We start from the raw sequence: 25,846 nt of genomic DNA on the forward strand, positions 1-25,846 counted from the left end.
GATGAACTCTCCATGATTTTGTCAGATTGTGTCGCGGAACGCTGCCTCGATCAATTCTTTCTGTCTGAATCTGTCCATCGCCAGATAACCGACTGAGGGGGAAGCAGATGAGGGGCGAAGTGCGTACCCGAGTATCTGATCAGGCCGCATATGTCGCAACAGATAGTGCTGGATACGGTGCCATGCACCCTGGTTGCCTGGCTCTTCCTGACACCAGAGGACTTCCGTAGCATGGTCGTACCGGTTGATTTCTGCCTGAAAATCTTCGTGAGGAAACGGGTAAAGCTGTTCCAGCCTGATGATTGCCATATTGGTGATATGGTGTTCGCGCCGATAGGCTGTCAGCTCGTAGTATATTTTTCCGCTGCAGACGATCAACCGTTTTACCTTCTCGATTTCGAATGCTTCCGTTTCAGGGAGGATGGGATGGAAACGACCATTTGCCAGTTCTTCCAGAGATGAAACTGCTTCCTTGTGGCGCAGCATGCTTTTGGGTGACATGACGATCAGCGGTTTACGTATCGGCCGGATGATCTGACGCCGCAGAAGATGGAATATCTGTGCTGGAGTGGAAGGAACACATACCTGAATGTTGTATTCGGCGCATAGCTGCAGATATCGCTCCAGACGGGCCGATGAATGTTCCGGACCCTGGCCTTCATAACCGTGCGGCAGCAGCAGAACCAGTCCGCACAGGCGCCCCCACTTGGCTTCCCCGGAAGCAATGAACTGATCGATGACTACTTGAGCGCCGTTGGCAAAATCGCCAAATTGTGCCTCCCAGATGACGAGCTCATTTGGCTGGGCGGTGGCATAACCGTATTCGAAACCTAGTACGGCTTCTTCTGACAGTATCGAGTCTATGACGACAAAATCAGGCTGCCTGGGTGTGATATGGCGCAAAGGGATATACGTTCCATCTTCCCACTGATCCTGCTCACGATTCTGGTCGTGCAGGACGGCATGACGATGAAAAAAAGTGCCACGCCCGCAATCCTGCCCGGAAATACGAACGGGGTAACCTTCTTTCAGCAGAGCAGCGTAGGCGAGGTTCTCAGCCATTCCCCAATCCAGCGGTAAGCTGCCTTCCCCCATTTTCCGGCGATCCTGGATAATTTTTTCAACCCTGGGTTGCAACTTGAATGTGGCTGGAATGGTAGTCAGGCGTTCCGACAGATATTTCAGATCTTCAACCGGCACTCCGGTTGCTACCGGCTGATTCCATTTCTCAGAAGCCTGAAAGGGTGCCCAGTTGGCCGCATTGGGAGATTTGTAGTCATAGCAGATAGTCGTATTGGGGTTACGTCCTTCATCCATGGCGTCCTGATAGGACTGCACCATGCGCTCCACTTCGGCCTCATCGACTACACCCTGGCGGATGAGCCCATCGGCATATAGTTTACGGGTGCCTGGATGCTGGTGGATGACGCGGTACATGGAAGGCTGGGTCACCATCGGCTCATCCTGCTCGTTATGCCCCTGCTTGCGGAAACAGACCAGATCGATCACGACATCTCTATGGAACTGCATACGAAAATCAAATGCGATTTCTGTAGCCAGTACTACTGTCTCAGGATCGTCTCCGTTGACATGGAAAACCGGTGCGTCGATCATCTTGACGACATCGGTGCAATATAACGTGGAGCGGCTGTCGCGCGGATCCGATGTGGTGAAACCAATCTGGTTGTTGATGATGATATGAATCGTTCCACCCGTGCCATAACCGCGTGTTTGTGACAGATTCAGCGTTTCCATCACGACACCCTGTCCGGCAAAGGCAGCATCACCATGAATCAGCACCGGGATGACATGATCTCCGTTTTTGTCGCCGAAGCGGTGCTGACGAGCGCGTACCGAACCTTCCACTACCGGGTTGACGATCTCGAGGTGTGACGGATTGAATGCAAGCGCCAGACGCATGATGCCGCCCGAAGTCATGACTGCAGAAGAAAATCCCTGGTGATATTTGACATCCCCTGAAGTCAGCGCTTGTGGGTGCTTGCCTTCAAATTCCTGAAACAGCTCGGAAGGCATTTTTCCCAACGTGTTGACCAGTACATTCAGGCGGCCGCGATGAGCCATTCCCATGACGATTTCCTGTACACCGGATGTCCCGGCGTGTTGCAGCAGCTTGTCCAGCATTGGAATGAGGCTTTCATTACCTTCTCCGGAAAAGCGTTTCTGGCCGACATAACGATTGTGCAGATATTTTTCCAGTCCTTCTGCAGCAGTTAATCGCTCGAGAATATGACGTTTGTACTCTGGCGTAAAACCGGGCTGGGCGTTGATGGATTCCAGCCGGTTCTGTATCCAGCGTTTCTGTTTGGTGTCTGCAATATACATGTACTCGGCACCAATGCTGCCGCAGTAGGTTTGCTGCAGACGGTGCAGAATCTCCTGCAGAGTGGCGTGCTCGGGACCGACCAGGGAGCCGGTATTGAACACCTTATCCATGTCAGTGTCGGTAAGCCCGTGAAATCCCGGATCGAGTTCGAGAATATCCTGTTTCTGCTGCAGATCGAGCGGATCGAGGTTGGCTCTGCGTACCCCCAGGAACCGGTAGGCGTTGATCAATTGCAGAACAGCAACCTGCTTGCGTTCCTGTGTTTCAGTATCAGACGGTTGTTCAATCGCCTGTTTTGATGGAGTCCCGGACAGAGGTGGTTTGTGCAGGGTGGCAGATCGTACCAGTGACTCAACGACAGGAGTATGGGGGATGTCTCGTACAGAGATGGTTTCTGTCGGCTGCAGTGAATCAAAATACTGGCGCCATTGATCCGATACCGCAAATGGATCTTCCAGATAGCGTTCGTAGAGCATTTCGATGAATGCCGCATTGTTGCCGAACAGTTTCGAATCTTCTAAAAGTTGTTTTGTCACGATAACCACCTGGAGCCTGTGAAGTCACTGCAACATTTTTTCTGGAGTACTGGGGGAGAGAACAGGCGATGGGCGTGCATGACCTCGACCGTTCCGATTCCCGTCAGCCGCAGCAGACTCGTTTGCAAGTCTGGTCTTTACCTGGCAGGGTTGCGGTCGTCATGGCACATCTCTGCGAGGTGCGCCCACGTACAGTTGACGTGGCCGGCCTATTTTTTGTTCCGGATCGGAAATCATTTCGTTCCACTGAGCAACCCAGCCAACGGTGCGGGCTGTGGCAAAAATGGCGGTGAACATCGACGTCGGAATACCCAGTGCGCGTTGTACGATGCCCGAATAGAAATCGACATTGGGGTAAAGCTTCTTGGTAATGAAGTAGTCATCCTCCAACGCGATTTTTTCCAGCTCTAGCGCCAGCTTGAACAACCGGTCGTTATGTAACCCCAGTTCATCCAGGACCTCATGGCAGGTTTCACGCATCAATGTGGCGCGCGGATCAAAATTTTTGTAGACCCGGTGGCCAAAGCCCATCAGCCGGAAAGGATCGTTCTTGTCTTTGGCTCGCGCAATGTATTCGTTGATACGTGAAACATCTCCGATTTGTTCAAGCATGTTGAGGCAGGCTTCATTCGCGCCCCCATGTGCCGGACCCCATAAGCAGGTAATTCCGGCTGAGATACAGGCAAACGGGTTGGCTCCGCTCGAACCGGCCAGGCGGACAGTCGAAGTGGAGGCATTCTGTTCATGGTCTGCATGCAGAATCAGGATGCGATCCAGTGCCCTGACGATGACCGGATTGGGGGTATATTGCTCGGCCGGTGTGGCAAACATCATGTGCAGGAAATTTTCCGTGAATCCCAGATCGTTGTGCGGATAGATGAACGGCTGGCCAATATTGTATTTATAGGCAATGGCCGTGATCGTCGGCAGCTTGGCAATCAGGCGGAATGCAGACTGTTCGCGATGTTGTGCGTCAGAGACGTCCATGGCGTCATGATAAAAGGCAGACAATGCGCCTACTACGCCGACCATGACTGCCATGGGGTGCGCATCACGGCGGAATCCGCTGAGAAACTTGATCAGCTGCTCGTGCAGCATCGTGTGGTTTTTGATGTTGTCGACAAATTTCGCTTTCTGGTCGGGTGTCGGCAGCTCGCCATTCAGCAGAAGATAACTGACTTCCATGAAATCACAGCGGGTGGCCAGTTGCTCGATCGGATAGCCACGGTACAACAGAACACCTTTGTCACCGTCGATGAACGTAATAGCCGATTTGCAGCTGGCCGTCGACACAAAACCGGGGTCGTAGGTAAACATGCCGCTCTGGGCATACAGCGAACGAATATCGACGACATCCGGGCCTTCATTACCGGACACAATGGGCAGTTCAATCTCTTGTTTGCCTTTACCCGGTGACAAAGTGGCTACGTTTTGTGGGGGCATAGTTTTCTCCATTTATCCTGTAATTTAAATTGTTTCTGCAGATGCCCGAATTTCGGGTCAATTTTCCTGTAAAAGTTTCAATACAGGTTGAAACTGATTATCGGGCTCTTTAGTGTTGCCAATAATTATGTTCCACAGGTCGTGATCGGAAAGCGACAGTAGCATTTCAAACAGCTCAAGCTGGTGTTCATCCAGCTGTTCATAATGATTGTCTATGAAACGTTGCAGGACGATGTCCAGTTCCAGCATGCCGCGACGACAACGCCAGCGCATGCGGGCCTGATGATTCATACCGTTTTATTCAGCATCATGATTTTTATGCTTTCTATTGCGGCAGTGGGATTTAATCCCTTGGGGCAGGCATCGACACAGTTCATGATGGAGTGACAACGGAATAAACGGTAGGGATCTTCCAGATCATCCAGTCGTTCCGAGGTGGCCTGATCCCGGCTGTCGGCCAGAAAGCGATAGGCTTGCAGTAATCCGGCCGGGCCAACAAATTTATCGGGATTCCACCAGAATGAAGGGCAGGAAGTTGTACAGCAGGCACACAGAATACACTCATAGAGTCCATCCAGCCGGGCGCGCTCCTCCGGGGATTGTAATCGCTCTGTCTCCGGCGGTGGATCATTGTTGACCAGATAGGGTTTGATCGAGTGATACTGTTTGAAAAACTGGCTCATATCGACAATCAGGTCCCGGATGATCGGTAACCCCGGTAAAGGACGGATCTCCACCGGTTCACGCAGGCCGGCCAGCGGCGTGATGCAGGCAAGTCCATTTCTACCGTTGATATTCATGGCGTCGGAACCGCAGACACCTTCCCGGCAGGAGCGCCTCAGGCTGAGACTGTCATCAATGGTTTTGATGCGTATCAGCGCATCCAGAAGCATTTTATCCGTAGGCTCGAGCTCAACGTCATAATCCTGCATGTACGGCTTTTCATCCTTGTCCGGATCATAACGGCTAATCGAAAACAGCATGGTGCACTCCTTTCTCCGTTTGTTGCGATTTAGTGAGAAAAACACCCGAATCGGGGAGGGAAAACGGTATTTGGGCGATGTTGCTCAGGGAAAAGGTTCAATATATCAGGATTTCCCCCGGTTTTTTATGACTTGTTTATTTTGTCTGATGAATCGATCCGGCTGGCCATGAACTGTTTGACCTGTGCGGCATCTGCCGCCATGCGTTCAAAACGTTGGGGCAGACTTTCCAGATTATCGTACCCGGCCGGCTGTTCCGGTTCAAATCCGACCGCTTCCCGGATGCTGTCCGCAAATTTGACGGGTAGTGCCGTTTCCAGGCAGATCAGTGGAATGCCAGGTTCGCGCAATGCCATCCCTGTTTTCAGCCCATCTGCAGTGTGTGTGTCGATCAGGACGTTGAATTTGCGGTATATCTCGCGAATGGTATTGATGCGTTCAGCGTGGCAGCTGGTCCCTGATGTAATGCCAAAATCTCTGATTTTTGCCCACAAATCGGTACCGGAGAGATCGAATGATCCTCCCTGATCGACCGATTTCCAGAGTTCTTTGACTCGTTCAGCATCCCGGCCGGTCAGATCGAAGATGAATCGCTCGAAATTCGATGCCTTGGAAATATCCATCGAGGGGCTGCTGGTTTGCCTGGTTTCAGCCGTTGAGCGCGGACGGTACAAACCGGTGCGGAAAAATTCATCCAGTACATCGTTTTCATTGGTTGCCAGAATCAGTTTCCGAATTGGCAGACCCATCATACGGGCGACATGGCCGGCAAAAATGTTGCCGAAGTTGCCGGAAGGGACGGAAAACGAAACCACCTCGCCGCTGGAACGGGTGACTGCAAAATAGGCCTTGAAGTAGTAAACCACCTGTGCGGCAATGCGGGCCCAGTTGATCGAATTGACAGCGCCGATCCGATATTGCTGTTTGAACGCCTGATCGTTACTGACTGTTTTGACGATATCCTGGCAGTCGTCGAATACCCCTTCGATCGCAATGTTGAAGATGTTTTCATCCTGGAGTGAAAACATCTGTGCTGTCTGAAAAGCACTCATTTTGCCGTAGGGTGACAGCATGAATACGCGGATCCCCTGTTTCCCGCGCATGGCATATTCCGCACTGGAGCCGGTATCGCCGGACGTTGCACCCAGAATATTCAGTTCATCGTTATTTTTTGCCAGAACGTATTCGAACAGGTTACCCATGAACTGCATGGCAATATCCTTGAATGCCAGCGTGGGTCCATTGGACAGGTGCAGCAGATGCAGACCGGGTTCGAGCATCTGGACGGGTGTAATGTCTTTACTGCCAAATACCTCAGGGGTATAAGTGCGTGCGATCAGTGTGCGCAAGTCGTCGGCAGGGATGTCATCCATGAAACGCGACAGAATTTCGAACGCAAGTGACGGGTAGTCGAGTGGTCGCCAGGATTCAAGCGTTGCCGGGCTGATTTCCGGATAGGCTTCCGGCATGGCCAGCCCGCCATCGGGTGCCAGGCCGGTCAACAGTATTTCAGTAAATGTTCTGGGCGACATGCCGCCGCGAGTCGAAAGATAACGCATATTAGCCTGTGATAAGCGGGATACGAATATCGGGTATGTCCCGGTGGAAGTGTGTCAATTCCGTGAAAATGCAGGGAATGGATCAGGCCCGGGTAAAACGAACCTGAAAAGCCCGTGTAGCTTAACTGCCGAGCTCTTCAAGCCGGATCCGGATGATTTTATCAGTCATGGCCGGGAGGTTCTGAATTTTTTCAATGGCGGTGTTGACGTTCTTTTCCCGTGTTTTGTGCAGCAGCATGATGATGTTGACCTTGTCCTCCTTGTCTGCATGTTCTTTCTGGATCATGGCGTTGATGGAGATATGGTTGTCTGCCAGGATACGGGTGATGTCAGCCAGCACACCGGGTTTATCCAGAACCTGGAGCCGCAGATAATAAGCCGTTTCGACTGCTTCCATCGGCACAATGGGAGTATCGGACAGCAGTTCCGGCAGGAATGCCAGCACCGGTACCCGGTGTTCCGGGCCGGAAGTGAGCAGACGGGTCACATCGACCAGATCAGCAATGACTGCACTGGCAGTAGGTTCTGCTCCGGCTCCGGCACCGTAGTACAGTGTCGGTCCGACAGCATCTCCCTTGACGATGATCGCATTCATCACGCCTTCAACGTTGGCGATTAGCCGTTTGACCGGGATCAGTGCCGGATGGACACGCAGCTCGATCCCGTTGGCGGTGCGTCTGGTGATACCCAGCAGCTTGATGCGATACCCCAGTTCTTCAGCATAGCGGATATCGTCATTGGCCAGTTTCGTAATTCCCTCGATGTAGGTTTGATCGAACCGGACCGGGATACCGAAGGCAAGGGCAGACATGATGGTAATTTTATGCGCTGCATCGATGCCTTCGATGTCATAGGTCGGATCGGCTTCGGCATAGCCCAGTTGCTGTGCTTCAGCCAGAACGGTAGTGAAATCCAGTCCTTTGGAACGCATTTCAGACAGAATGAAATTGCTGGTTCCGTTGATGATGCCGGCGATCCATTCGATATGGTTGGCTGCCAGACCTTCACGCAAGGCCTTGATGATGGGAATGCCACCTGCCACGGCAGCTTCGAACGCAACGATGACATTGCGCTGTTGTGCTGCCGCGAAGATTTCATTGCCATGGATTGCCAGCAGTGCCTTGTTGGCGGTAATGACATGCTTGCCGTGAGCGATGGCTTCAAGAATCGCTTGCTTGGCAATGGTTTGTCCCCCCATCAGTTCGATGACGATATCGATTTCAGGGTGTCGGGCAACTTCAAGCGCATCGGAGGTCACGATGACATCATCACCCGCTGTCAGACGACGCACTTTTTCCTGATCCAGATCGGCAATCATGCGGATGACGATATTGCGACCGGTTCTGCGAGTGATTTCCTGCTGGTTGCGTTTCAGAACGGTATAAGTGCCGCCGCCAACGGTGCCGACACCGAGCAGTCCTACATAAATTGGCTTCATAACAGAATTTGTGTGTACATCGATGAAAGTAAACTGCGGATTATATACGGAATAAAGCGGGGCAAGTCGGTTGCCCGTTCAGTTACCCATGTTTGCAGGTGACAGGATCAACTGCCGTGGCGGGTGCGATAACGGTCGAGAAACTTCGCGATCCGGCCGATTGCTTCTGTCAAATCATCACTGTTGGGTAGAAACACGATCCGGAAATGATCGGGTTGCGACCAGTTGAACCCGGTTCCCTGTACCACCAGCACCTTCTCTTCCAGCAGCAGATCCAGTGCAAACTGTTCATCATCTTTAACTGGATAGTAGTCGGGATCGAGTCGTGGGAACAGGTACAGTGCACTCTGCGGTTTGAAGCAGGTCACGCCCGGGATGTCGGTCAGCAGTTTCCAGGCCAGATCACGCTGCCGTTTCAGCCGGCCGGTAGGCATGGTGAGATCATGTATGCTCTGATAACCGCCTAATGCAGTCTGGATGCCGAATTGTGCCGGAACATTGGCGCACAGGCGCATCGATGCCAGCATGTTGAGCCCGGTAATGTAATCCCGTGCATGAGTCTTGTTACCGGAAACGACGGCCCAGCCGGAGCGAAAGCCGGCTGCACGGTAATTCTTGGATAAACCGTTGAATGTAACGAATAAAACATCATCAGCCAGCGAGGCAACCGAAGTGTGGCTGGCAGAGTCGTAAAGAATTTTGTCGTAGATTTCATCCGCAAAAATGATCAGATTGTTACGCCGGGCAATTTCAATGATTTCGCGCAACAGATCATCCGGATACAGCGCACCGGTCGGGTTGTTGGGGTTGATGATTACGATGGCCCGGGTTCTGCTGCTGATCTGGGCTTTTATGTTTTCCGGATCGGGCAGCCAGCTGGATTGTTCGTCACAGGTGTAATGACGTGCAACTCCGCCGGCAAGCGAGATGGCTGCCGTCCACAGCGGGTAATCCGGCGAGGGAACCAGTATTTCATCACCATTTTCCAGCAGCGCCTGCGTGGCCAGCATGATCAGTTCCGATACGCCATTCCCGATATAAATGTCATCCATCTGCACGTTGGCGATATTTTTTTCCTGCGTGTAGTGCATGATGGCTTTGCGGGCAGCAAACAACCCTTTGGAATCGCAATAACCGGATGCAGCAGAAAGATTGCGGATGACATCCTGCAGAATCTCGTCCGGCGCCTCGAACCCGAAGGAAGCAGGATTGCCGATGTTGAGCTTGATAACACGCTGGCCTTCATCCTCCATTTGTCTGGCGCGATCGAGAACCGGGCCGCGTATGTCGTAGCAGACATTATCGAGTTTGCTGGATTTCTTGATGGGTTGCATGGGGGTCACGAGATGTTCGATACGAAAAAAGCATACCATGTTACGCTAGTCTTCGTTCGGGTGAAAATGGCCGGCCAAACTGCCCGGATTACCCGGTTTTGATCAAAACTGACTATTTTGTGATGAGGAGTTTCCATGAAGCTGCATCTTTCGGATTCTTCCGGTTTGAATGTGTTTTCCGGCTATGGAGAGGGTTATGTTGCCGTCAATCAGGTGCGGTACACAGATAATATGATCGTGTTGCCGAACCGGATCATCGAGCACTGGCAGGCAAGCAGTATCAGCCAATTGGGTATGGAACATTTTGATGCGTTGCTGGCCATGCAGCCGGAGATCATTTTGCTCGGGACGGGGACATCATTGCAGTTTCCCGATGCTTCGCTGATGAGAATGATACTTTCTCGTGATATCGGGTTCGAGGTGATGGATACACAGGCTACTTGCAGAACCTACAATATCCTGTCATCGGAAGGCAGACGTGTGGCGGCTGCGATACTGGTTCGATCCACAGACGGGTAGCGACCCGGGGTCTGTGTATTTCTTTGACAATAAATAAAACAGGGAAGAGATGCGGGTGATGTGGTGTCGACCCTGTTCTTCAATGGAGGAGAGTAAGTTATGACGGATCATCCTGACTATATTCTATGGTTGAATCAGGTGGGTATGAATGATATCGCAAGCGTGGGCGGTAAAAATGCCTCACTGGGAGAGATGATCGGAAATCTTGCCCGAGCCGGTGTGAAAGTACCGGGTGGATTTGCCACGACGACGCGTGCTTATCGGGAATTTCTCGAAATCGATGGTCTGGGTGATCGTATCAGTCAGAAATTATCGGGTCTGGATGTGGGTGATGTGACAGCACTGGCTGATACGGGTAAATCGATCCGTTCCTGGCTGCTTGCTGCCCCGTTGCCGGATAATTTGCTGAAAGCAGTGGCTGGAGCTTATCAAAAGCTGGTTTCCGATATGGGAGAAGAGGTGTCTTTCGCCGTGCGCTCATCAGCAACGGCCGAGGATCTGGCAGATGCATCCTTCGCTGGTCAGCAGGAGACATTGCTGAACGTGCATGGACTCGAAAACCTGATCTCTGCCATCAGAGAAGTATTTGCCTCTCTTTATAACGATCGGGCCATTGCTTACCGGGTTCATCACGGATTTCACCATGATCAGGTATTTTTGTCTGCAGGCGTACAAAAGATGGTACGCAGCGACCGGGGAGCCAGTGGTGTAATGTTTACGCTCGATACCGAATCCGGTTTTCGGGAAGTGGTGTTCGTTACTTCCGCCTATGGTCTGGGTGAAACTGTCGTACAGGGAATAGTCAATCCGGATGAATTCATCGTTTATAAACCTAATCTTGAAGCGAGGTTGCCTGCGATCCTATCACGCCGGTCGGGAACCAAGGTTATCGAGATGATTTACAGCGATGGGCAGACGGGGCAGGCGACCGAAATCCGGCCGGTACCACCCGATCGGAGTCAGCGTTTCAGCCTGTCAGACGAACAGATTGAATCACTGGCGCGGCAGGCGGTGATCATCGAACGGCACTATAACCGCCCGATGGATATCGAGTGGGCGCTCGATGGAATCGATGGGCAGATTTATATTGTCCAGGCGCGCCCTGAAACAGTGAAAAGCCGTGCTGAACAATCGATCGAGCAGTTTCGCCTGGATGAACGCGGGCAGGTGCTGGTACAAGGACGTGCCATCGGCCAGAAGATCGGACAGGGCAGAGCACGGGTCATTCTTAATGCCGGGCAGATGTCGGAAGTTCAGCCGGGTGACGTTCTGGTAACGGATATGACGGACCCCGACTGGGAACCGATCATGAAACGTGCTGCAGCGATCGTGACCAATCGCGGTGGGCGTACCTGTCATGCGGCGATCATTGCACGGGAGCTGGGCATTCCTGCGGTGGTCGGGTGTGAGCAGGCAACCGCGAAAATCAGTAATGGCCATGCGGTGACCGTCTCCTGCGCCGAAGGGGATACCGGTTTCGTTTATGAAGGGTTGCTTCCTTTCCAGCGTATGAGTTCAGAGATCGGCACACTGCCCGAGTTGCCGGTCAGGATGATGCTGAATATTGGAAATCCGGCACAGGCATTTGCGTTTTCGCGTTTGCCCAATCAAGGGGTAGGGCTGGCGCGTCTGGAATTCATCATCAATAACGCTATCGGTATTCATCCCAGGGCACTGCTGGAATTCGATACGTTGCCCGACGATCTGCAGGCATCGATCTGGAAGCGAATGGCTGGTTACCCCGATCCGGTGTCTTTTTATGTTGAGAAACTGGTGGAGGGGATTGCTACGCTGGCGGCGGCTTTTCATCCGCACCCTGTGATCGTGCGTTTGTCCGATTTCAAATCCAATGAATATGCCAATCTGATTGCCGGAGATCGTTTCGAGCCCCATGAAGAAAACCCGATGATCGGGTTTCGAGGTGCCTCGCGTTATCTTGCTGATTCTTTCCGTGCCTGTTTTGAACTGGAATGCCGGGCTTTGCGCAAGGTACGTGATGATATGGGGTTTGCCAATGTCGAAGTGATGATTCCCTTTTGTCGCACGCTGGAAGAAGCACAGCAAATTACAGAATTGCTGGCAGCTAACGGGTTGAAGCGCGGAAGCAACGGGCTGCGCCTGATCATGATGTGTGAGATTCCTTCCAATGCTGTACTGGCTGAGGAATTCCTTGAATACTTCGACGGGTTTTCGATCGGATCGAATGATATGACTCAACTGACGCTCGGGCTGGATCGTGATTCGGGGCTGGTTGCTCATTTGTTCGATGAACGTAATCCGGCCGTCAAGCGACTGTTGAAAATGGCGATCGACGCCTGCCACCGGCAAGGGAAATACATCGGTATCTGTGGCCAGGCACCTTCCGATTATCCGGATTTTGCCCGATGGCTGGTTGAACAGAGAATCAGCAGCCTGTCACTCAACCAGGATACGGTAGTGGATACCTGGTTGTACCTTGCTGGTGAGAAGCAGTAATGTTGCAACGGAGCGTTTTTTTCTTGTCCGATCGTACGGGTATCACTGCTGAAACCCTTGGCCACAGTCTGCTGACCCAATTCGATGGAATAGAGTGGAAGAAGCATTATGCTTCTTTTCTGGATAGTGCCGCCAAGGCACAGGCGGTCATTGAACAGATCAATACCATTGCAGAGCAGGAAGGGCAGCCTGCACTGGTATTCAGTACATTACTTGACCCGGTCATGCTTGCTTCCATCCGGCGGGCAGATTGCGTTCTTTTCGACTTTTTCGAGACTTGTCTGGGCACGCTGGAAGCGGTGTTGCAACAACCCCCTGCACGTATACCCGGACGCTCTCACGTTCTCAGACAGGATGCCTCCTATTTTCGCCGCATCGCCGCGATTCAGTATGCGCTCAACAGTGACGACGGCGCCAATGCCAAAATACTTGCGGATGCCGATGTGATAGTGGTGGGCATCTCACGCACGGGTAAAACCCCGGTGTGTGTCTATCTGGCTTTGCAGTACGGGGTGCTTGCCGCCAATTATCCGTTTACACCGGAAGACATGGGCGCGATACAGCTTCCGCCATTATTGCAGCCTCTCCGTAAAAAACTGTTTGGATTGACCCTGAACACCTCACGGCTCCAATCCATACGCGAGGAACGTTATCCTGGCAGTCATTATGCTTCGTTTGCAGAATGCCAGCGCGAACTGCAGTGGCAGAACGAACTATACAGACAGTTCGACATTCCTTCTATCAACACAACCGATGTGTCCATAGAGGAAATCAGTGCATCGATTGTCAACAGAGCTCATTTGGAACGGCGCCAGCATGGAACCTGATATGAAGCCCGATTCTGACTGCTGACGACCGTACCCGGTTTTAGATCCTGACGGCCTTCCAGTATCTGGATTTCCAGTAAGTATTATCCAGTTGGGATATGGTCACGCCTTTACGGGTCGAGACGTGGAGGAATTGTCTGCTGTCGAGATAAATTCCCACGTGCTGTGAATATCTGCCTGTTTTGAAAAATACCAGATCGCCCGGCATCAGTTTGTTCTGGTTGATTTCACTGCCAAGGTTTGCCTGCGAAAGTGCAGTTCTGGGTAATGAGAGGCCGAACTCTGCTTCATAGATAATTTTGACAAATGCTGAACAATCTATTCCTGAATGATCCGACCCACCCAGTCGATAGCGAACACCACGCCACTCCTCATATTGGCTGTACAGACGATCTCGCACGAAGTACGAATACGGATTGTTTTCCGTTGTTTTATCGGGAGTAACAAACGCGGGTTTATGCCAATGACGTGAAACTTTTTCCTGATTTGAATCTTTCGGGACAGAACTGCATCCCACCACCATGCCAGTGCCGAGCAACAGAATGACAATGTGTTTTAAGGACATATTTTCAATTCGTGTTGTTAAAACAGGAGTCGAGTATAACAAGAAAATAATCAGGCTGTGGGAGAAGTAAAGCCATTTTCAGGAGATATATAAAAATATCACTAATATGCTGATGTGCTTTATTCTGCTGCTGATCATCCATTTGTAATTGATTTTTTTGTCATTTTTTCCAGGTATTACGCAGGGATACAGTACGGTTGAATATCGGTTTCCCCGGTCCGGTATCTGCCAGATCTGCCACGAAATAGCCGTGGCGCTCGAACTGGAATCGCTGTTCCGGCTGTGCTTCGCATAACGAAGGTTCGACATACCCGGTAATGACTTCTTTGGAATTCGGATTCAGCGAAATTTTGAAATCCTTGCCTTCTGTATCGGGGTGTGAGTCGATGAACAGGCGGTCATACAACCTGATTTCAACAGCCTTGGCATACGTGGCCGACAACCAGTGAATATTGCCGCGCACCTTGCGGGTTTCAGCTCCGGCAGTGCCACTTTTGGTGTCCGGATCATAAACACAGTGGATTTCCAGGATTTTCCCCTGATCATCCTTGACGACATGGGTGCACTTTATGATAAACGCATATCGTAGCCGTACTTCTGTCCCAGGAGCCAGGCGGAAAAAGCCTTTGTTCGGTATCTCCATGAAATCTTCACGATCGATATAAAGTTGTTTCGTCAGGCGCAGCTCGCGTGTGCCAAGCTCGGGTTTCTGGGGATGATTGGGTGCGTAGCAGGTTTCTTCATGGCCATCCGGGAAATTATCGATGATCAGCGATACCGGATCGAGCACGGCAATGCGGCGCAGGGCGCGCTCATTGAGATCTTCACGCAGGCAATCTTCCAGGATAGTCATATCGATCCAGGAATCCGCCTTGCTGATGCCAATGCGTTCCGCGAACAGGCGGATCGATTCCGGTGTATAACCACGGCGACGCAAACCAGCCAGTGTATTCATACGTGGATCGTTCCAGCCATCTACCAGTTTGTTTTCTACCAGATCGATCAGCTTGCGTTTGCTCATCACGCTGTAGGTCAGGTTCAGCCGTGCAAATTCTATTTGCTGCGGATGGCAGGGAATTTTTTCTGCCAGCTGATCCAGTACCCAGTCGTACAGCGGTCGATGATCTTCGAACTCCAGCGTACAGAGTGAGTGGGTAATACGTTCCAGCGCATCGGAAATGCAATGGGTGTAATCGTACATCGGGTAGATGCACCATTTGTCACCTGTGCGCTGGTGGTGGATATGGCGGATACGATAAATGACCGGGTCGCGCAGATTGATATTGGGTGAAGCCATATCGATTCTGGCACGTAACACATGCACTCCGTCCGGGAATTCTCCTGCGCGCATACGGCGGAACAAATCGAGATTTTCTTCTGCAGAGCGGTCACGATAAGGACTGTTGGTACCTGCCTCAGTCAGGGTTCCGCGCAATCTGCGGATTTCGTCAGCCGGCAGGCTGTCCACGTATGCTTTACCCTGTGTGATCAGATATTCTGCAAATTCATATAACTGATCAAAGTAATCAGAAGCGTAATAAAGATGTTTCTTCCAGTCGAAACCCAGCCAGCGGACTGATTCGATAATGGCATCGACATATTCCTGGGCTTCTTTTTCAGGGTTTGTATCATCGAATCGCAGATGGCAGACGCCGCCATATTCAAGGGCAAGTCCAAAATTCAGGCAAATGCTCTTTGCATGACCGATATGCAGATAACCGTTCGGTTCGGGCGGAAAACGTGTTTCCACCCGTCCATTCCATTTACCGGTACGGTTGTCTTCCTCGATGATGTTGCGGATGAAATGAGCTGGGGATGAAGGTGTATTCACAAATATTTTTCAGTTGATTTCAATGAGATGATGATCGATGCGATAGAACGGCTGGCTGTACATGAAGCGGGAACGTGCACTTGGGCGGAGGGCCCTGTTACATACGCCACAGACCTTCCACCAGATGGTTTTTCGTTGGCCCGTTAGAATGGGTTGGTCAAAGTGACTATATAATACACGTTGATCGGGCAGGCGGCAGCGACTCAAAGATAGCCTGCTGCCCAATACAATAACAAAAAATTTTATACCAATAAAAATTACGAGAAACGTGGAATAGACATGACCCAGGAAGAGATATCCGGTATTTCCCAGGATGAAAACAACCTCATTGCAGAACGTCGTTCGAAACTGACTGCATTGCGCCAGACCGGCAATGCGTTCCCGAACGATTATCGCCGGGATAACCTGGCTCGTATCCTGCACGAAAAATATGACAGCTGCTCCAGAGAGGAGCTGGAAAGCAGCCAGGTAACGGTAAAAGTTGCCGGACGCATGTTGTTCAAGCGCGTAATGGGGAAGGCGAGTTTTGCAACGATTCAGGATATGAGCGGGCGGATACAGCTCTATATCTCTAATGATCATACTGGTGAAACCGCTCATGAAGCATTCAGACATTATGATCTGGGTGACATTCTCGGGGCGGAAGGGGTTTTGTTCAAAACCAGGACGGATGAATTGTCGTTACGAGTGACACAGCTTCATCTTCTGACCAAATCTTTGCGGCCCTTACCGGAAAAATTCCACGGGCTGGCCGATCAGGAACAGAAATACCGGCGCCGGTATCTCGATCTGATCACGAATGAAGATACACGCAGGGTGTTTGCGATTCGTTCGAAGATCATTCAGGCGATCCGTGAGTTCCTCGTCGATCGGGATTATCTCGAAGTTGAAACACCGATGATGCATTCCATTCCCGGCGGTGCCACTGCGCGTCCTTTTGTAACTCATCATAATGCGCTGGATATGTCCCTGTATCTGCGCATTGCCCCGGAACTTTACCTGAAGCGGCTGGTGGTGGGTGGTATGGAAAAGGTTTTTGAAATCAACCGGAATTTCAGGAATGAAGGGATATCTACCCGCCACAACCCTGAATTTACCATGCTGGAGTTTTATGAAGCTTATCAGGATCACAATTATCTGATGGATCTGACGGAATCCATGCTGCGTGAAGTCGCGTTGAAAGTATCGGGAACGACCCGCATCGTTTATCAGCAGCGCGAAATGGACTTGGCACAACCTTTCGCCCGGCTGACCATTGCGCAGGCGATCCTGAAATATCATCCCGAATATTCTGATGCACAGCTCAATGATCGGGATTTTCTTACTAAAGCATTACAGGCAAAAGGGGTTACTGTAAACCCCGATAGTGGAATTGGCGGGCTGCAACTGGCTCTTTTCGATGAAACGACCGAACATCTGCTGTTTGAGCCGGTATTTATCGTTGATTATCCGGCTGAGGTTTCTCCGCTGGCACGTTGTAACGATGCCAATCCGGAAATTACCGATCGTTTCGAGCTTTATATCGCCGGGCGGGAAATTGCGAACGGGTTTTCCGAGTTGAATGACCCTGAAGATCAGGCCAACCGCTTCCTTGAGCAGGCCAGAGCGAAAGAGGCTGGTGATCTGGAAGCCATGCACTATGATGCTGATTATATTCAGGCATTGGAATATGGGCTGCCGCCAACCGCGGGAGAAGGAATCGGGATCGATCGACTGGTGATGTTGCTGACTGATTCCCCCAGCATTCGTGATGTGATTCTGTTCCCGCAGTTGCGTAAGGAAGATTGACCGGCAGGTTGAAAACTGCTTTACATCAATTTCCGGGGAAGCTTCAGATAGCGGGAATCAGCGCCGATATACTGCTGCATTACATCTCTGATCATTCTGGAGTCTGTATGTCTGGCTACATGGCACGCATTTTTTGTAAAAAGGCAATGCTTTTGCTATTGCTGACTGGAACAGGCATAGCCGGACATATTCCGGTTTCGGATGCCCGGCAGGTTGCAGAGGCAATTGGCGCGGATACATTCGCCGGGTATCAGGAAATCAGGGATCGAAGAAAATCCAGGCCGGCAGCCGTACTTTCTTCTACAGAAGCCGGGCAGGATAACAGCGAGTTGAAAAAACCTCCCTATCGCCGTACCAGAAGCACAGATGCGGCAGCAGCATTTATTCCACCGCAGTTACTTGCACCAGGCCGTTGTGGAATTGTTGATCGTATCGAATTCGTGATGCAGCCATATTATGGCGATCCTGGTCGTGTCGATACGTTTATTCCGGGGATGGCAGCCATACCGTATGGTCAGCATGGAGAAAAATTATTTTATGCTGATGTGGCGGTGGCCGGAAGCAGTGGATATTTTCCACCTCACAAGAATATCGTGGAGCCGGTTTATTTCAAAATCGGCTTGCTGGCGGATGATGGCCATTACCATGTCATGACGCAGCGAACTCCCCCTCAATTCCAGACAGGAGAAACTGTCAGGCTTGGTCACTCCGGTTTTCTGGAGAAAGCTGATTGTGTTATGCCTGAATCTGATCAGCACAGGCCGGGCAGGTAAGCGCCTCCAATAAATTTTATCCTTCGTTTCAACTGGATAAGATCCGGGAGATATCTGAAAAAGTGGAGTCAGACATCCGGAGTATCCAGACACAGCCTCAATCAGTTTTACCCCCCTGTTCTCGTTCAAATACGCTTCCGGTCATCAGGAAAAAATTCTGCATTTCCTGTCTGTTGGCTACATTTCTGTTCAGGCAGATCATGCCTGCGACAAATTGACGCGCGACAATTTGTCACATTCTCAATTCCGATTTTTTAGTTTAAATTTTGCGAATACTGATTTTTTATGTAATCGGAATACAAATTAAAAGCGTGAGCTATTTCCCTTCGTTTATCAAAAGGGTGACCAGTGATACGAATAATCGGAACAAACACGTGGAATAAACAACAGGGAGTTTATATGCGTTTGCCACCGTTAGTTAATCCCGCAGCAGAACTGAGTAAGGATGAGATTTCACGTTACAGCCGCCATCTGCTGATTCCTGAAGTAGGTCTCATAGGTCAGCGTCGGCTCAAAAGCAGTAAAGTGCTGGTGATTGGAGCGGGAGGACTGGGTTCTCCAGTGTTGTTATACCTGGCTGCTGCGGGTGTGGGTACGATCGGGATTATTGATTTTGATGTCGTCGATGAATCCAATCTGCAGCGCCAAATCATTCACGGACAATCCGATATCGGTCGGCCAAAATCGGAAAGTGCATGTGATGCAATTAATGAATTGAATCCGTACGTCAAGGTTAATCTTCATCGTGAACGGCTTGAGGTAGTCAATGCACATGCGGTTATATCGGGGTATGACCTGATAGTCGATGGCACCGATAATTTTGCAACACGCTATCTGGTGAACGATGCCTGTGTGCTGGCTGATAAACCCTATGTGTGGGGATCCATTTTCCGGTTCGAAGGCCAGGTTTCCGTATTCTGGGAAAACGCTCCAGGCGGAAAGGGCCTGAATTATCGGGATTTATACCCTGAACCACCACCGCCTGAAATGGCGCCCTCGTGTGCCGAAGGAGGCGTACTGGGGATTTTGTGTGCTTCCATCGGGGCAATGATGGCAACCGAGGCCATCAAGCTCATCACCGGCATTGGTGAGACCATGCTCGGACGATTGGCTGTTTACGATGCGCTGGAAATGAGTTACCGCTTCATCCCATTGCATCGTGCTCCGAACAGGACTGCGATCGATGGGCTGATCGATTACCAGAGGTTTTGCAGCGTCAATCCTGTTTCAGCTACTTACGCGGATACGATTCCGGTAATCAGCGCACGTGAACTGAAAGCAATTAAAGAGAACGGTACGGATGTCCAGCTTATCGACGTTCGTGGAATCGAAGAGTGGGACATCGTGCACATTGAAGGCGCAAAACATATTCCCAAGAGCCGCATCATGTCAGAAGAGGTTCTGGCCGCGATGAACAAGGAGGATTTCATCGTGTTGCACTGCAAGATGGGGATGCGTTCACGTGATGTGCTGCTCGAAATGCAGAAGCAAGGTTTCACCAACGTCAAAAGCCTGGATGGCGGGATTCTCGCGTGGATCAGGGAAGTCGACCAATCGCTGCCGATCTATTAGCAACGGATCACAGAGCTAGTTTCAACCAGTCAAATCGAATTTCTCCAGGTTACAGGGAAAGCGGTAACAACGACCAACAAACTAAGCGGGAGACAAAAATTATGCTGACGATTCATACCAAGCTGATCAGTGCCATGATTACACAGTCATTAAAAGATCACCCCATTGAAACCTGCGGCATTATTGCCGGTCTTGCTGGCTCCAATCTGCCTCTACGCCTGATTCCAATGCGTAATGTCGCACAGTCAGAGAATTTTTTTATGTTTGATCCCCAGCAGCAGTTGCAGGTCTGGAAAGAAATGAGTGCACGTCATGAAGAGCCGGTTGTTATTTATCATTCCCATACTGGCAGCGAGGCATACCCGAGCCGTAGTGACGTTGAGCTGGCTGCCGAGCCGCAGGCCCATTACGTCATTATTCCAACCTGTTCTCCGCATAAGGAAGAAATCCGCAGTTTCCGCATCGTTGATCAGATGGTGATCGAAGAAAGGGTGCAGATCGTCCGGCAATATCAGCCTGAACTGGAATTCCAGATGATGGTGGCTTGATCAACACCGTCTTTAAACCTGAAAACCTCAGTTGATCGCTCCGGATCGATGGTACGTATCGTTCAAAAAATTTTTACTTTTTTGATTACGCGTCGAATGAGAACGTTACATGCTGGATTGCACGGTTTTTCAGGGGTATGGCTACGTTACTCCTCTTAAAACAGCCTCCTCGTTACAAAACCATTTACTGAAAGGGTATTGCGCTTATGTCCATCACAGTCATTATTCCAACCATATTGAGGCCACTCACCCATCAACAGAAACACATTGATATGGAAGGCAGCAGAGTTTCCGAAATCATCGATCACATGGATCAGCAATATCCTGGAATCAAGGAAAAACTTGTTGCCAATGGCAATGCCCATCGCTTCATCAATATATACGTCAATGATAACGACATCCGCTTCCAGGATGGTCTGGCAACCAGCCTGCGTGATGGTGATGTGTTGACGATTCTGCCTGCGGTAGCGGGAGGTTGAACTTATCTGTTTGCTGTTGAGCACCAGAGTGATGATCATGATCAAATCACTGAAAGATTGTACGGTTTCGGGGCCTTTCAGAACGCCCCCGTCTCCTTTTGCCGCAGTGGGATTTTCCCTGAATTACCAGTCCGGCCGGCTGGGGTTGAAAGTGGTCGAGGCTGATGATTACGCTGATCAGGGGACATTCTCTTTTGTTTTCAGGGCACCGCAGGCCAGGCTCGTTAATTGTGTCATAACCGGGTGGAGTGATTGCGATCAACCGGGCGCCATCACCGAAAGCATGATGCAGGCGGCCTGTGGTTTGATGTCGGTGCATGGGCGTTCAACCGGGGCAATTCAGCCGTTCGGACTTCAGTATGTTTCAACCGTTACGACTGCGCTGGCATTGCAAGGTGGCATGGCCGTAGCACTCGGTAATTTACGTGGCCTGGCTGTTTCAGATAGCCATATTTCCATGGCGGCTGCAGCCTTGCTCAGTACTTCGCAATACATTGCCGATGCAACGAGCACATCCTCATCGGAAAATCTGTCATCCGCTGATGCCGATCATTCCCCGGCCCCTCCATTCATATCAGCGGATGGCATCGTTTTCGAACTCGAAACCCTCAATCCGGATCCCTGGCTAAGGTTCTGGACGCAACTGGATATCAGCAGAACGCTGGCTGGCAAGGGCTGGACCGCTTTTCTGCTGCGCTACGCAAAAGCCATCGCACCCATTCCGGGTGAACTTACCCGTGCGGTATCGAAGCTGGGATATGCAGATATTTCCAGGCTTTGCGCGGATGCCGGTATGGCGATATGTCGTGTCCGCACGCTTGATGAAAGGATGGATGACGAACATTTCAAATCAAACTGGCTGAAAGGACCGTGGGTATTCGATTGTGCGGTACCTCAACCAGAATTGCCGTTAACATCCGCCAGTGGTTTACTGCCGCTGAGCGGACTTACTGTAATCGAATCCTGTCGGCGTATTCAGGGGCCGCTGGCCGGGCATTTGCTGGCACTGCTCGGTGCCCGGGTGATTCGTATCGAACCTCCCGGGGGAGATCCGTTGCGCGGGATGCCGCCGGTATCAGAAGGATGCTCGGTACGGTTTGATGCATTGAATCGGCTCAAGGTCATCCGTGAAATTGATATCAAATCTCCCTGCGGGCAGGAGGAAATCACTGAAATGGCAAGACATGCCGATGTGTTCCTGCACAATTGGGCACCTGGCAAGGCGCTTGAGCTGGATCTCGATTACGCTGATCTGAGTCGTGTAAATCCTGCCCTGATTTATGCACACGCATCTGGCTGGTTTACCGATGGCGGGGAAATATCATTACGATCCCCGTCGCTGCCGGGAACAGATTTCATGGTGCAGGCGTATTCCGGCGTTGCACAGAAAATTTCCCGAACTTGCGGCACACAGGGTGGAACATTGTTCACGGCGCTGGATGTGCTCGGTGGAGTCATTGCGGCGCAAGGCATTACTGCTGCCTTGCTCAATCGCCAATTGAATTGTGCAGGGGCTAAGGTGACTTCCTCGCTGCTGGGTGCGGCAATATTGTTGTGTAGTGATGATTTTCAGAACCGGCACGATTTCTTCGACTGTGTTCCGCCCGCGCAAAGTGTGCTCAATCGGGTTTTCGAGACGGGAAAGGGAAAAATTGCGATCGAATGTCTCGATGATGACACATTACTACGGCTGATGCAGACATTGGATTTGTCTGCTGGAGATAAGAGTGAATTATGGCAACGGCTGGGTAGATCCTTTCTGGGCAAGACTGCTGCAGAATGGCTGGTTGTTCTGCAGCAGGCTGCTGTACCGGCAGCCATCGTTATCGAAGATCTTAATGACCTGCATGGTGATCCCCGTCTGAAACCGTATCTTGAGATCGGTTCGTATACCAGAGTCACTTCACCCTGGAGGTTTCAATGAATCACGCCGGCATTATCGATCTGGTTCCTGCCGAGGTTCGCCAACAGTGGACAAATGATGGGATTTATCCTGATAAATCCTTATTTGACCTGTTTTGTGAGCATGCGCGGAAAAATCCTGAAAAACCGGCTGTGGTCACGCTGGACCACACCCTAACCTATCGGCAGTTGCTGCACAAAGTTACCTGTCTGGCGAACAGTTTACGGCATCTGGGGGTGGTTGCCGGCGATGTCATTGCTTATCAGCTGGCCAATAGCGCGCATCACTGCGCAATTGATCTGGCTGCGGCAGCATTGGGTGCCATCGTTGCACCTTTCCCGCCAGGGCGCGGACGCCTTGACATTCAATCGCTATTGCAGCGATGTGATGCGCGTGTAATCGTGGTTGAACCCTTGTTCCTGCAACAGGATTTATGTGAACTGATCGAATCACTGCGGCCTGCGTTACTGTCGCTGCGGATACTGGTGGTGGATGGTGTGGCACGAACAGGCTGGCACACGCTGAACGATCTGTTTCAATCCCGGCCGATTGCTACCGAAGAACTGCCTGATGTCGATCCTGATTCACCCGCACGTTTCCTGATTTCTTCCGGAACTGAAGCAGATCCCAAATGGATTGCTTATTCCCATAACGCACTGGCGGGCGGGCGTGGACGTTTTCTGCAGCATATTCACACGCGGGACAAAGATTTCCGTGCGCTTTATCTGGTGCCACTGGGAACGGCTTTCGGCTCGTCAGCGACATTCGGTGTGTTGTCCTGGCTGGGGGGAACCCTGATTATGTTGCCGCGGTTTGATGTTGTGGCAACGATTCGGGCGATTGGGCAACTCAGACCAACGCATGTTTTTGGTGTTCCGACCATGTTTCAGCGCATTGCAGCTGATCCGGACCTGGCGCAGACCGATATTTCCAGCCTGGTTGCAATCGTCAGTGGCGGTGCAAAAATCGATGAAACCTCGATCCTGCGTTGCTGTGGTGCATTCGGGTGCAGTTTCATCAATCTGTATGGTTCAGCTGACGGCGTGAATTGCCATACGATGCTGGACGATAATATGACTACCGTTCTGTATACAACTGGCCGTCCTAATCCCGAGGTATGCTCGATCAGAATTGTCGATGATCGGAAGAATGAACTGGCGCAGGGCCAAACTGGTGAAATTGCTGCGCGCGGCCCCATCACGCCTATGCAATATGTCAATAATCCCGAGCTGGATGCGTTGTACCGCGATGCCGAGGGTTGGGTGTATACCGGAGATCTCGGATTTATCGATGAACAGGGTAATCTGGTACTGACCGGCAGGAAAAAGGAAATCATCATTCGTGGTGGTATCAACATCAGCCCGGCGCAGATTGAAGATATTGCCGCATCCCATCCCGCTGTCGTCAGCGCAGCCTGCATCCCGGTAGAGGATGAAGATCTGGGACACCGTGTCTGCCTGTGCCTAGTGATGAGCGAAGGTGCCGAGCGGCCATCGCTGGCGCAATTTGCCCGTTTTTTGCTCGATCGCGGTCTGGAGCAAAACAAACTACCCGAGTATTTGCGCTATTTGAGACAACTGCCGCTCAGTCCGGCAGGAAAAGTCGATAAAAAGCAGTTGATTGCCGAACTGGAAAATACGCAATTCAAGAGTAATGCTGCGGTGGTCAGTAGAGTGGATTTTTCAGCAAGGATGCACTGATGTTACCGGCATTCAGCAGTGGTCACAGAGAAACAGCCAGGGTATTGGCGCAGAAAGTCAGGGAATTTGTCGACGAGATCATCATTCCGAACGAGCCGCAACTTTCCCGGCCGGGTGCACAGGCGTTGCAGTTGCAATCCGATCTGGCACTTGAAGCCAGACAGGCCGGTTTGTACGGTTTGTTCTATCCGCTATCGCATGGTGGAAAAATTGCCTCTCTGGAAGATTATTTGCTGGTTGCGGAACAGGAGGGACGCACAGAATTTTCCCAGGCGATCTTTGCCAGTCATACCGCCCTCGATGCGCATATGTTGTCGCGATTCGGAAACGCAATCATCCGGCAGCAGTTTCTGCAACCGATGGCAAACGGGGAGGCATTACCCTGCTATGGCATGACCGAGCCTGGCCAGAGCGGTTCGATTCCAGGACTGATCACAACCACGGCGCATCTGTCCAATGGTCGCTGGCATGTCAATGGCAGGAAATGGTTTATTTCCAATGCGGATCGTGCCACGTTCATGACAATTCTCGCGCGGACAGCCGGCAAAGAAACGGCCCTCGATCATGCCTTGTCGATGATCATAGTACCTGCCGACACGCCGGGTTTCAGAGTCGAGCGCCAACTGATGATGATGGGACATGCCTGCGGCCAGGGAGAAGTTTCCCTGGCTGATGTACAAGTTCCCGAACATTATTTGATAGGGGTGTGTGGTGGCGGTCTGGAGCTGATGAACAAACGGCTTGGCCTTGGCCGGCTGCTGCGCGCGATGAACTGGATTGGCCTTGCCCGGCGGTGTATGGATTTGATGGGCGGGCGTGTTCATTCAACCCGGGGAAAACTCGGGCTTCTGGTAGAAAAACAGCTTGTACGCCAGCATTTCTTCAACACCTATCAGGCGATTGCCGGTGCACGTGAGCTTGTTCGCATCGCTGCGCGCGGCGTTGATGCCCAGTGCCCTGATGAAATCGCGATCAACGTTGCCAAAATGGCCGCTTCAAGGGCTTTATGCATTGCTTCTGATAGTGCAATGCAGCTGTATGGTGCAGAAGGGCTGAGTGACTTGACACCATTTTACGGTATTCATCGCATTGCACGGACTTCCCGCATTCTGGATGGCAATGATGAATCACTGATCAGCTCGGTGGGGCGCCGCCTGATCAGTCATTATGAACATCACACGGTTTATCCGTTTGATTGAGTTCTGATCTTTCACGAAATCGAACACTTT

Annotated in this window: 20 protein-coding genes; 11 read left to right on the plus strand and 9 right to left on the minus strand. The window is 51.3% G+C overall.

What is annotated here, in order from left to right; all coding sequences use genetic code 11:
• Positions 1-21: 21 nt before the first annotated feature.
• The 7 genes from HRU73_RS12670 to HRU73_RS12700 all read right to left on the minus strand — a co-directional run bounded on the left by HRU73_RS12670 (position 22) and on the right by HRU73_RS12700 (position 9,637).
• Positions 22-2,880: a 2-oxoglutarate dehydrogenase E1 component gene (locus HRU73_RS12670; protein WP_287398877.1), complete on the minus strand. Its 2,859-nt coding sequence runs from the start codon at positions 2,878-2,880 to the stop codon at positions 22-24.
• 159 nt (positions 2,881-3,039) lie between these two features.
• Positions 3,040-4,323, minus strand: coding sequence for a citrate synthase (gene gltA, locus HRU73_RS12675; protein WP_011112846.1), 1,284 nt, complete (start codon positions 4,321-4,323; stop codon positions 3,040-3,042).
• 57 nt (positions 4,324-4,380) lie between these two features.
• Positions 4,381-4,614, minus strand: a complete 234-nt coding sequence (locus HRU73_RS12680; protein ID WP_287398878.1) for an FAD assembly factor SdhE — start codon at positions 4,612-4,614, stop codon at positions 4,381-4,383.
• Entirely contained in the window at positions 4,611-5,306 is a 696-nt protein-coding gene (locus HRU73_RS12685) for a succinate dehydrogenase iron-sulfur subunit (RefSeq protein ID WP_011112844.1), read from the minus strand. The genes HRU73_RS12680 and HRU73_RS12685 overlap by 4 nt, the downstream gene beginning before the upstream one ends.
• Positions 5,307-5,431: 125 nt before the next feature.
• Positions 5,432-6,865, minus strand: a complete 1,434-nt coding sequence (gene thrC, locus HRU73_RS12690) for a threonine synthase (protein WP_287398879.1) — start codon at positions 6,863-6,865, stop codon at positions 5,432-5,434.
• A gap of 121 nt (positions 6,866-6,986) precedes the next feature.
• Positions 6,987-8,303 carry a homoserine dehydrogenase gene (locus HRU73_RS12695; RefSeq protein WP_287398880.1) on the minus strand — a complete coding sequence of 439 codons (1,317 nt, stop codon included), beginning with the start codon at positions 8,301-8,303 and terminating at the stop codon, positions 6,987-6,989.
• A gap of 107 nt (positions 8,304-8,410) precedes the next feature.
• Entirely contained in the window at positions 8,411-9,637 is a 1,227-nt protein-coding gene (locus HRU73_RS12700; RefSeq protein WP_287400085.1) for a pyridoxal phosphate-dependent aminotransferase, read from the minus strand.
• A gap of 135 nt (positions 9,638-9,772) precedes the next feature.
• On the opposite strand from HRU73_RS12700, the gene HRU73_RS12705 reads away from it, so the two are divergent.
• From HRU73_RS12705 to HRU73_RS12715, 3 genes are all read left to right on the plus strand, one after another.
• Positions 9,773-10,156 (plus strand): Mth938-like domain-containing protein, encoded by a 384-nt coding sequence (locus HRU73_RS12705; protein ID WP_011112840.1) that lies wholly within the window; start codon positions 9,773-9,775, stop codon positions 10,154-10,156.
• 99 nt (positions 10,157-10,255) lie between these two features.
• Positions 10,256-12,631: a phosphoenolpyruvate synthase gene (gene ppsA, locus HRU73_RS12710; protein ID WP_287398881.1), complete on the plus strand. Its 2,376-nt coding sequence runs from the start codon at positions 10,256-10,258 to the stop codon at positions 12,629-12,631.
• Positions 12,631-13,458, plus strand: coding sequence for a pyruvate, water dikinase regulatory protein (locus tag HRU73_RS12715; protein WP_287398882.1), 828 nt, complete (start codon positions 12,631-12,633; stop codon positions 13,456-13,458). Before ppsA ends, HRU73_RS12715 begins: the two co-directional genes overlap by 1 nt.
• A gap of 40 nt (positions 13,459-13,498) precedes the next feature.
• Here the strand turns inward: HRU73_RS12715 and HRU73_RS12720 are convergent, their stop codons facing one another.
• Positions 13,499-14,023 carry an NlpC/P60 family protein gene (locus HRU73_RS12720; protein WP_011112837.1) on the minus strand — a complete coding sequence of 175 codons (525 nt, stop codon included), beginning with the start codon at positions 14,021-14,023 and terminating at the stop codon, positions 13,499-13,501.
• A 160-nt stretch (positions 14,024-14,183) separates the two neighbouring features.
• Positions 14,184-15,854, minus strand: a complete 1,671-nt coding sequence (locus tag HRU73_RS12725) for a glutamine--tRNA ligase/YqeY domain fusion protein (RefSeq protein ID WP_281871555.1) — start codon at positions 15,852-15,854, stop codon at positions 14,184-14,186.
• A gap of 279 nt (positions 15,855-16,133) precedes the next feature.
• Between HRU73_RS12725 and lysS the strand changes: the two genes are divergently transcribed.
• The 8 genes from lysS to HRU73_RS12765 all read left to right on the plus strand — a co-directional run bounded on the left by lysS (position 16,134) and on the right by HRU73_RS12765 (position 25,816).
• A complete protein-coding gene (lysS, locus tag HRU73_RS12730; protein ID WP_011112835.1) occupies positions 16,134-17,642 on the plus strand; it encodes a lysine--tRNA ligase in 1,509 nt (502 codons plus the stop codon).
• A gap of 107 nt (positions 17,643-17,749) precedes the next feature.
• A complete protein-coding gene (locus tag HRU73_RS12735; RefSeq protein WP_287398883.1) occupies positions 17,750-18,415 on the plus strand; it encodes a hypothetical protein in 666 nt (221 codons plus the stop codon).
• 399 nt (positions 18,416-18,814) lie between these two features.
• A complete protein-coding gene (gene moeB, locus HRU73_RS12740) occupies positions 18,815-19,987 on the plus strand; it encodes a molybdopterin-synthase adenylyltransferase MoeB (RefSeq protein WP_011112833.1) in 1,173 nt (390 codons plus the stop codon).
• 101 nt (positions 19,988-20,088) lie between these two features.
• Entirely contained in the window at positions 20,089-20,535 is a 447-nt protein-coding gene (locus HRU73_RS12745; protein WP_011112832.1) for a M67 family metallopeptidase, read from the plus strand.
• Positions 20,536-20,741: 206 nt separating this feature from the next.
• Positions 20,742-21,014, plus strand: coding sequence for a MoaD family protein (locus HRU73_RS12750; RefSeq protein WP_011112831.1), 273 nt, complete (start codon positions 20,742-20,744; stop codon positions 21,012-21,014).
• 37 nt (positions 21,015-21,051) lie between these two features.
• Entirely contained in the window at positions 21,052-22,938 is a 1,887-nt protein-coding gene (locus HRU73_RS12755; RefSeq protein WP_011112830.1) for a CoA transferase, read from the plus strand.
• Complete coding sequence (locus HRU73_RS12760; RefSeq protein ID WP_287398884.1) at positions 22,935-24,617, plus strand: class I adenylate-forming enzyme family protein; 1,683 nt, start codon at positions 22,935-22,937, stop codon at positions 24,615-24,617. Before HRU73_RS12755 ends, HRU73_RS12760 begins: the two co-directional genes overlap by 4 nt.
• Positions 24,617-25,816 carry an acyl-CoA dehydrogenase family protein gene (locus HRU73_RS12765; RefSeq protein WP_281871557.1) on the plus strand — a complete coding sequence of 400 codons (1,200 nt, stop codon included), beginning with the start codon at positions 24,617-24,619 and terminating at the stop codon, positions 25,814-25,816. The genes HRU73_RS12760 and HRU73_RS12765 overlap by 1 nt, the downstream gene beginning before the upstream one ends.
• The last annotated feature ends 30 nt before the right edge of the window (positions 25,817-25,846 follow it).

The sequence above is a fragment of the Nitrosomonas sp. H1_AOB3 genome, assembly GCF_015709435.1.
Taxonomy (GTDB): domain Bacteria; phylum Pseudomonadota; class Gammaproteobacteria; order Burkholderiales; family Nitrosomonadaceae; genus Nitrosomonas; species Nitrosomonas europaea.

What these genes read in the sequence shown, in the direction of transcription:
- gltA (WP_011112846.1), bottom strand. Translation starts at nt 4,323, where the DNA reads ATGCCCCCACAAAACGTAGCCACTTTGTCACCGGGTAAAGGCAAACAA.
- HRU73_RS12680 (WP_287398878.1), bottom strand. Translation starts at nt 4,614, where the DNA reads ATGAATCATCAGGCCCGCATGCGCTGGCGTTGTCGTCGCGGCATGCTG.
- HRU73_RS12685 (WP_011112844.1), bottom strand. Translation starts at nt 5,306, where the DNA reads ATGCTGTTTTCGATTAGCCGTTATGATCCGGACAAGGATGAAAAGCCG.
- thrC (WP_287398879.1), bottom strand. Translation starts at nt 6,865, where the DNA reads ATGCGTTATCTTTCGACTCGCGGCGGCATGTCGCCCAGAACATTTACT.
- HRU73_RS12695 (WP_287398880.1), bottom strand. Translation starts at nt 8,303, where the DNA reads ATGAAGCCAATTTATGTAGGACTGCTCGGTGTCGGCACCGTTGGCGGC.
- HRU73_RS12700 (WP_287400085.1), bottom strand. Translation starts at nt 9,637, where the DNA reads ATGCAACCCATCAAGAAATCCAGCAAACTCGATAATGTCTGCTACGAC.
- HRU73_RS12705 (WP_011112840.1), top strand. Translation starts at nt 9,773, where the DNA reads ATGAAGCTGCATCTTTCGGATTCTTCCGGTTTGAATGTGTTTTCCGGC.
- ppsA (WP_287398881.1), top strand. Translation starts at nt 10,256, where the DNA reads ATGACGGATCATCCTGACTATATTCTATGGTTGAATCAGGTGGGTATG.
- HRU73_RS12715 (WP_287398882.1), top strand. Translation starts at nt 12,631, where the DNA reads ATGTTGCAACGGAGCGTTTTTTTCTTGTCCGATCGTACGGGTATCACT.
- HRU73_RS12720 (WP_011112837.1), bottom strand. Translation starts at nt 14,023, where the DNA reads ATGTCCTTAAAACACATTGTCATTCTGTTGCTCGGCACTGGCATGGTG.
- lysS (WP_011112835.1), top strand. Translation starts at nt 16,134, where the DNA reads ATGACCCAGGAAGAGATATCCGGTATTTCCCAGGATGAAAACAACCTC.
- HRU73_RS12735 (WP_287398883.1), top strand. Translation starts at nt 17,750, where the DNA reads ATGTCTGGCTACATGGCACGCATTTTTTGTAAAAAGGCAATGCTTTTG.
- moeB (WP_011112833.1), top strand. Translation starts at nt 18,815, where the DNA reads ATGCGTTTGCCACCGTTAGTTAATCCCGCAGCAGAACTGAGTAAGGAT.
- HRU73_RS12745 (WP_011112832.1), top strand. Translation starts at nt 20,089, where the DNA reads ATGCTGACGATTCATACCAAGCTGATCAGTGCCATGATTACACAGTCA.
- HRU73_RS12750 (WP_011112831.1), top strand. Translation starts at nt 20,742, where the DNA reads ATGTCCATCACAGTCATTATTCCAACCATATTGAGGCCACTCACCCAT.
- HRU73_RS12755 (WP_011112830.1), top strand. Translation starts at nt 21,052, where the DNA reads ATGATCAAATCACTGAAAGATTGTACGGTTTCGGGGCCTTTCAGAACG.
- HRU73_RS12760 (WP_287398884.1), top strand. Translation starts at nt 22,935, where the DNA reads ATGAATCACGCCGGCATTATCGATCTGGTTCCTGCCGAGGTTCGCCAA.
- HRU73_RS12765 (WP_281871557.1), top strand. Translation starts at nt 24,617, where the DNA reads ATGTTACCGGCATTCAGCAGTGGTCACAGAGAAACAGCCAGGGTATTG.